The organism is Chitinophaga sp. (assembly GCF_036566945.1).
Taxonomy (GTDB): domain Bacteria; phylum Bacteroidota; class Bacteroidia; order Chitinophagales; family Chitinophagaceae; genus Chitinophaga.
This window is the reverse complement of sequence record NZ_DATCVJ010000987.1, coordinates 1-7,445: the sequence shown is the minus strand read 5'-3', so window position 1 is coordinate 7,445 and position 7,445 is coordinate 1. Positions and strand designations below refer to the sequence as shown.

The 7,445-nt window shown below is 43.8% G+C and carries 9 protein-coding genes; 4 read left to right on the top strand and 5 right to left on the bottom strand.

Going from position 1 to position 7,445, the window contains the following annotated elements; all coding sequences use genetic code 11:
• Positions 1-104 precede the first annotated feature (104 nt).
• Together VIP81_RS29545 and VIP81_RS29540 are read left to right on the top strand one after the other, a co-directional pair.
• Positions 105-1,085 carry a MoxR family ATPase gene (locus VIP81_RS29545; protein WP_331970270.1) on the top strand — a complete coding sequence of 327 codons (981 nt, stop codon included), beginning with the start codon at positions 105-107 and terminating at the stop codon, positions 1,083-1,085.
• An 11-nt stretch (positions 1,086-1,096) separates the two neighbouring features.
• Positions 1,097-2,449: a DUF58 domain-containing protein gene (locus VIP81_RS29540; RefSeq protein WP_331970267.1), complete on the top strand. Its 1,353-nt coding sequence runs from the start codon at positions 1,097-1,099 to the stop codon at positions 2,447-2,449.
• Here VIP81_RS29540 and VIP81_RS29535 read toward each other — a convergent pair whose 3' ends face one another.
• The 5 genes from VIP81_RS29535 to gatC form a co-directional block, all read right to left on the bottom strand.
• Positions 2,450-3,139: a hypothetical protein gene (locus VIP81_RS29535; RefSeq protein WP_331970264.1), complete on the bottom strand. Its 690-nt coding sequence runs from the start codon at positions 3,137-3,139 to the stop codon at positions 2,450-2,452.
• Positions 3,140-3,182: 43 nt separating this feature from the next.
• On the bottom strand, positions 3,183-3,773 hold the full coding sequence (locus VIP81_RS29530; RefSeq protein ID WP_331970261.1) for a riboflavin synthase: 591 nt from the start codon (positions 3,771-3,773) through the stop codon (positions 3,183-3,185).
• 21 nt (positions 3,774-3,794) lie between these two features.
• Positions 3,795-4,355, bottom strand: coding sequence for a cob(I)yrinic acid a,c-diamide adenosyltransferase (locus VIP81_RS29525; RefSeq protein WP_331970258.1), 561 nt, complete (start codon positions 4,353-4,355; stop codon positions 3,795-3,797).
• A 130-nt stretch (positions 4,356-4,485) separates the two neighbouring features.
• Positions 4,486-5,190: an ABC transporter ATP-binding protein gene (locus tag VIP81_RS29520; RefSeq protein WP_331970255.1), complete on the bottom strand. Its 705-nt coding sequence runs from the start codon at positions 5,188-5,190 to the stop codon at positions 4,486-4,488.
• A 5-nt stretch (positions 5,191-5,195) separates the two neighbouring features.
• On the bottom strand, positions 5,196-5,486 hold the full coding sequence (gatC, locus tag VIP81_RS29515) for an Asp-tRNA(Asn)/Glu-tRNA(Gln) amidotransferase subunit GatC (protein ID WP_133808721.1): 291 nt from the start codon (positions 5,484-5,486) through the stop codon (positions 5,196-5,198).
• 230 nt (positions 5,487-5,716) lie between these two features.
• Here gatC and trpS point away from each other — a divergent pair, with 230 nt between their 5' ends.
• Together trpS and VIP81_RS29505 are read left to right on the top strand one after the other, a co-directional pair.
• Complete coding sequence (gene trpS / locus VIP81_RS29510; RefSeq protein ID WP_331970249.1) at positions 5,717-6,727, top strand: tryptophan--tRNA ligase; 1,011 nt, start codon at positions 5,717-5,719, stop codon at positions 6,725-6,727.
• A gap of 46 nt (positions 6,728-6,773) precedes the next feature.
• Complete coding sequence (locus tag VIP81_RS29505) at positions 6,774-7,409, top strand: deoxynucleoside kinase (protein WP_133808723.1); 636 nt, start codon at positions 6,774-6,776, stop codon at positions 7,407-7,409.
• Positions 7,410-7,445: the final 36 nt, after the last annotated feature.

The following is a 7,445-nucleotide window of genomic DNA, read 5'->3' as shown; positions in this document are numbered from 1 at the left end:
TGCAGATGATGCATCACATACAGCTGGAAGGAAATATAAGCGATGACTATCTGAAGGAATTTTACAAACGCATTCAACTATTTTATTTAAACACGAAATAAATAATGGACACCAATACATTTCAACCCAGGACTGATTTTTCTGCTTTGCATGAAGGTGTGGAAGCTATCAGGGAGCAAATAGCCAAGGTAATTGTGGGGCAGCATCAGATGGTGGATTTGCTGATTGCAGGTTTGCTGACGCAGGGGCATGTGCTGATAGAAGGTGTTCCAGGTGTGGCTAAAACATTAACCGCGAAATTGCTGGCGCAGTGTGTGGATGCAGATTTCAGCCGTATCCAGTTTACGCCCGACCTGATGCCGGCCGATGTGTTGGGTACCTCCGTATTTAATCCTCAGACAAGAGAGTTTGAATATAAAAAAGGCCCCATTTTCAGCAACCTGGTATTGATTGATGAAATAAACCGCGCGCCGGCTAAAACACAATCTGCCCTGTTTGAAGTAATGGAAGAAAGGCAGATCACCAATGATGGTACTACCTGGTCATTGGATCGCCCTTTTATGGTGATTGCCACACAGAACCCCATTGAACAGGAAGGTACTTACCGCCTGCCGGAAGCGCAGCTGGACCGCTTTCTTTTTAAGATAGAAGTAAAGTATCCCGATCTGCAGGAGGAAGTAGCAGTGCTGCGCAGTATTCACCATTTCAGCGGAGAAACTGATCTCACAAAAATGATCAGTAAAGTGGTAACTACTACCCAGATCATTGAGTATCAAAACCAGGTAAGACGGGTAGTGGTGGATGATAAACTGTTTCACTACATCGCTGCTATTATCAATGAAACACGTATGAATTCATCATTGTATCTGGGTGCTTCACCACGTGCATCCATTGCCGTTATGAACTGTGCAAAAGCTTCCGCTGCTATGAAAAACAGGGACTTTGTCATTCCGGACGATGTGGTGGAAATGATTCCACATGTATTACGTCATCGTATTATTCTTACGCCTGAAAAGGAAATGGAAGGTATTAAAACAGATGATGTAATTGCACAGATTATTAAGATGGTGGAAGTACCGAGATAAGCCAGAAAAATATGTCAGCAACTGTAAAGAATAATTTATACCAGATACTTTTTTTTACCAACCGGCTTTACCTCCTGTTGGGAATAAATGTACTGTTGTTTATCATCGCATTTTTTATTCCACGCATTTACAATGTGGCGATCATAGCTTTTATTGTGCTGATAGGAATAATGCTGTTGGATATGGTGTTACTGTTGCTGCGTCCTGCTGGTATCGTATCCATGGAACGTAAAACCAGCAACCGTTTCAGTAACGGCGATGATAATGAAGTATTGCTTGATTTTCATAACCGGTATCCTTTTCCTGTTGTGGTGAATGTGATTGAAGAATTGCCTTTTCAATTTCAGGAACGCGATTTTTCTTTAAGTGCAAAAGTAGGAGGCAATGGGGTACATGTTTTCCGGTATGTATTGCGTCCGCTGGAAAGAGGCGTGTATCACTTTGGATATACTAATGTATTTGTTAGAAGTATATTGGGTATTATCAGCCGCCGGTTTGTGTTTAATAACGAGCAGGAAGTAAGTGTGTATCCCAGCTTTCATCAGTTGCGGCATTTTGAATTGTATTCCTATATGAACCGGCTGAATGAAATAGGTGTGCATAAACGTCGTATCATCGGGCATAGCATGGAGTTTGATCACATTAAGCCCTATGCCAAGGGCGATGATGTGAGGATGTTAAACTGGAAGGCATCTGCCCGTACGGGCAACCTGATGGTGAATAATTATGTGGAAGAAAGATCCCAGCAGGTGTATTCTGTTATAGATAAAGGGCGTACCATGAAGATGCCCTTTAATGGATTATCGCTGCTGGATTATGCGATCAATGCCTCGCTGGTATTTAGTAATGTAGCCGTTAATAAAGGCGATAAAGCAGGATTGGTAGCGTTTACAGAAAACAAAGTAGAAGTGCTGCCAGCCAGCAATAAAAAAGTACAGGTGAATAAGATCCTGGAAATGCTTTATGCACAGGAAACACACTGGCAGGAAAGTGACTATGAAGCATTGAGTGTACAGTTGCGTAGCAGTGTATCTACCCGTTCCCTGTTGATGGTATATACCAACTTTGAGTCGATGTCCAGCCTGCAACGGCAGCTTCCTTTTCTTCGCCGGCTGGCACGTTATCACCTGGTGCTGGTCGTATTTTTTGAGAATACTGAGTTAAAGAAAATAACAGAGCAACCTGCCCATGATATAGAGGGCATTTACAAACAAACTATTGCGCAAAAATTTGCCTACGATAAAAAACTGATTGTAAAGGAGCTGGCGAAATATGGTATCATGTCGTTGTTGAGCCCTCCGGAACAACTTACCCTGAATGTGGTGAATAAATACCTGGAGTTGAAATCACGGATGCTGATATAGTTATTGTCTTTTTTTCTTTTTGTTCCCTTCGGGAGAAGTTTTCATCAACAGGGAATCATTGTCCGGCGCTTGTTTTACGGGGATTACTGATCGCAGGTACAGGCGATCGTTTGGTTTATACCAGGCTTCTACCATCACTGTTTTTGAAGAATCATTTTTCTCCAGCAATAAATCCTGTCCTATTATTTTTCCTGTGGAGGTCGCAAATCTGATGGTGGTGGTATCTAAAGGAAATATTTTTCCGCTATTGAACTTTCCTTCTACATTCAGATAAAACCGGATATCACGTTTAACGCTGTCGGCGTAGTGATTGAAGCGGATGCCGGTAATATACGGAAAGCTGAGCGTGGTTTGCAGTGGTGCACTATTGCCGGAGGTAACGGTGAGGGTGATACGATAATGATCGTTGACCAGTTGCTGCCTGTCGAAATATAGTATGCCGTTTCGGATGCTGCCATTACTGCTGCTGATATTTAATTTATTCCACCGGTAATTGCCTTTCGCGTAGCCGGTGGTAGACTGGGAAGAGCTATCGCTGAAGAGTAGCTGTATACCAATAGGAGCGCTGTTATAGAGTTCCGTCACTGCAGCAGGATCGTAACTGCCGGTGATCCTTACCACGCTGGCCTGTTGGGCATTTGCCAACAGACCAACGAAAAGTACGGCGCAGCAGAGAAAGTATCTTAGCATTCAGCTGTTAGCTTTGGTAAATAATGGTGAGGATGGCTAATGATTAGCTTCTTACCGCTAATTGTCTGGCTACATATTTACCGAGAATATCAAATTCCAGGTTGATCAGTGCGCCGGGTTTTATTTTAGATACGTTCGTATGTTCGTAAGTGTATGGAATGATGGCTACTGAAAACTCATCATGGGTAACATCAAATACAGTCAGGCTAATGCCGTTCATGCAGATGCTTCCTTTTTCCACAATGAGGGCAGCAAATTCCTTTGGAAAACGGAAACGGTATAACCAGCTACCATCCTGTTCCTGGCAGGAAATACATTCTCCTACACTGTCTACGTGACCCTGCACCAGGTGACCATCAATGCGACCGTTGAATACCATGGCTCTTTCCAGGTTCACAAACTGGGTAGGAGTGAGCTGACCGAGATTGGTTTTTTGCAATGTTTCCGCTACAGCAACAGTTTCGTAGGTATCTCCCTGTATATTGGTTACGGTAAGACATACGCCATTATGTGCGACGCTCTGGTCTATTTTTAATTCGCCGGCGAGTGGTGTTTGTATCGTTATTACCAGGTTACCACCGTCTTTCCTGGTAGATACTACTTCTGCTAGTGTTTCTATGATTCCTGTAAACATGAAGCGAATTTAAGAAATTTTCTATACCCGGGGTTTCCATGGAATTTCATCCACACCCAGCTTATGTCCTACCCAGCGGGCCAATACAAAAAGGTAGTCGCTGAGGCGGTTAATATATTTCAGTACCAGTGGTTCAATGAACATATCGTGTTCCTGCATACCTACGCAAAGCCTTTCCGTACGGCGGCACACGCAGCGCGCAATATGGCAGGTAGATACGGCTACATGGCCACCGGGTAAAATGAATGATTTCATCACGGGAAGTTCCTCATTCATCTGGTCGATGCTTTTTTCCAGCAGTGTAATATCTTCTTCGTGCAGGTCTGGTATTTTTAATTTGGTTTCTTTGTCGGGATCGCAGGCCAGGGCGGCGCCAATGGTGAAAAGGCGGTCCTGTACTTCGCGGAGCAACTGTTTGGTGTCGGGATCAGCGATATAGTCATTCACGAGCCCTATATAAGAATTGAGTTCATCAACAGTGCCATAGGCATCAATGCGCACATCGCTCTTGGGTACTTTGGTCCCGCCGATGAGGGATGTTTTCCCTTTGTCGCCTGTTTTAGTGTATATCTTAAATGACATGGGTGTTATTTAATGCAAATTACGAATTACGAATTACGAATTACGGAGTTGTGGGTAGATATTTCGCGAAGGTCATCCGCTGTTATCTACTCACAACTCCGTAATTCGTAATTCGTAATTTGAAATTCTTCTAGTGTGCTATTACTTTTTCATTCACCCTATCGGATTCAATCACTCCATCGCGTAAGCGGATTACGCGCCTGGCATGATCGGCAATGTCTTCTTCGTGCGTTACCAGTACCACGGTATTTCCAGAGGCATGGATGGTGCCAAAGATTTCCATGATTTCCACCGATGTTTTAGAGTCGAGGTTACCGGTGGGTTCATCTGCCAGGATCAGGGAGGGATTATTTACCAGGGCGCGGGCGATGGCCACGCGCTGGCATTGTCCACCAGAAAGTTCGTTGGGCTTGTGTTTATAGCGTTCGCCCAGTCCTACTTTTTCCAGCATGGCAATGGCCCTTTCTGTTCTTTCTTTTTTATTCACACCGGCATAGATCAGTGGGATGGCCACATTTTCCAGGGCGGTGAGTCGTGGCATCAGGTTAAACTGTTGGAAAACGAAGCCTATTTCCTTGCCACGTACGGTGGCGAGGTCATTGTCTTCCATTTTACTCACATCATGTCCGCTGAGGATATATTTACCATTGGTGGGGGTATCCAGGCATCCCAGGATATTCATCAGGGTAGATTTACCGGAACCGGAGGGGCCCATCAGTGCTACATATTCATTTTTAAAAATGTCTAATGTTACACCTTTGAGTACCGGCAGTTCATTTTTTCCGAGAAAATAACTTTTCCTGATATCTTCCAGGTGGATGACGGACTTTTGCATGTGGGTTATTTCTTTATAATTTTCGGCACTTTAAAGTATTCCTCAGTGGCGGATGGCGCGTTCTGCAGGGCCTCTTCACGTGTAATACCTGGAATAACCCTGTCTTCCCGAAAAACATTATAATCATCTGTAAGATGAAGTAATGGTTTTACGTTGGTGGTATCCAGTTCATTGAGCTTCTCCACGAAGGTGATCATACGTTGCAGTTCCCCGCGTATTTCCACCTTTTCCTGGTCGTTAAATTCCAGTCTGGCCAGATCTGCCAGTTGTTGCACCAGTGCGTCGTTCACTTCCATAATCAAATTAAATCAAAAGATAATGAAATATAAATGGTAAATATGATAGTGTCCCAAAATTAGGGATAAACGGCCAGAAAAAAGGCGGAAAGCTAAAAGCAGAAAGCAAAAAGCCATGGCAGCAGATAGAAGGCTGGTTGATTATTAATCGCTTGCTCCTGTCGCCCGCTACTATTGCTTTTTGCTTTCTGCTTTAAGCTTTCCGCTTTTTGATTAAATTGCGCCCTGTTATGGCTACTGAAAAAGAAATTGTGGTAAGCGGCATACGCCCCACCGGTTATTTGCATTTAGGCAATTATTTTGGCGCAATCCGTAATTATATCCGGATGCAGGAAGATTTTAACTGCTACTTTTTTGTGGCAGACTGGCATTCACTGACTACCCACCCGGATCCCAAAGATCTGCCGGGCAATGTGATGCGGGTACTGGCCGAGAATATTGCGTCCGGACTGGATCCAGAAAAGGTATCCCTGTACGTACAGAGCGATATTCCTGAAATTTCTGAACTGTATCTGCTGATGAATATGCTGGCCTACGTAGGGGAGCTCGAAAAGGTGCCTACATTTAAGGATAAAGTGCGTTTGCAGCCACAGAATGTGAATGCAGGGTTGTTGACCTACCCTGTGCTCATGAGCGTGGATATATTAATACAACGTGCCGTAAAAGTGCCGGTGGGTAAAGACCAGGGGCAACACCTGGAAATGGCCCGCAACTTTGCGCAACGTTTTAACCACCGTTATGGTGACTTGTTCCCGGAACCACAGGCATTCAACTACGGCGATAGCCTGGTGCGCATCCCAAGCCTGGATGGAGAAGGGAAGATGAGTAAGAGTGAAAATGAAATGGCTACTTTGTACCTGGCAGATGAAGATGATAAGATCATCGCCAAAATTAAAAAAGCTAAAACCGACAGCGGTTCTGGTGTGCCCGGCGCTCCTATGCCGGAATCAGTAAGAAATCTGCTGGATCTGCTGCGACTGGTGAACACCACGCCGGATGCGGTGTCTTTCTATGAAGAAGCATGGAACACGACTGGTAATATCCGTTTTGGCGATTTGAAGAAACAGCTGGGAGAAGATATGGTGAAATTTATTTCTCCTATCCGTGAAAGAGCAAAAGAATTACAGCAGGATACGGATTATTTAAAGAAAATTATGAAAGCCGGTGCAGAGAAGGCAAGAGCGAATGCGGCACAAACTTTGCAACAGGCGAAAAAACTTATTGGTATAAATTATTATTGAAAAAGTCGCGAACTGTAGCTATTTTCAATATTACACCTATCATCGCATGGCAAAACAGAATAAGATTAAGCATATAGCTATCGCCGGCAATATCGGCGCCGGCAAAACTACACTCACAGAAATGCTGTGCAGACATTACAAGTGGCACCCGCAATATGAGGATGTAGAGCACAATCCATATTTGAATGATTTTTATGAAGATATGCCCCGCTGGTCTTTTAACCTGCAGGTATATTTTCTGAACGGCAGACTGAAGCAACTGCTGGAAGTGCAGAACGGAAAAGAAACGGTGATCCAGGATCGTACTATTTATGAAGATGCGCACATTTTTGCGCCTAACCTGTACGAAATGGGGCTGATGACCAAACGAGATTTCGACAACTATTTCAACTTTTTTGAAACGCTGAAAAGCATGGTGAAACCACCAGACCTGTTGATTTATCTGCAGGCATCTGTACCTACCCTGGTAGCACAGATTCAGAAAAGAGGAAGAGAGTACGAAGAAAATATCCGTTTGGACTATCTGAAACGCCTGAACGAATATTATAATAACTGGATCGAGAAATATAAAGAAGGTCCGTTACTGATTATAGATATCGATAAAAATAAATTTCCGGAAAGCGATGAAGATCTGGGAGAAATTATCTCTAAGATTGATTCACAGTTGTACGGATTGTTTTAATCAGCGCGGATTTTGTCTTACTCAGGATTATACTGA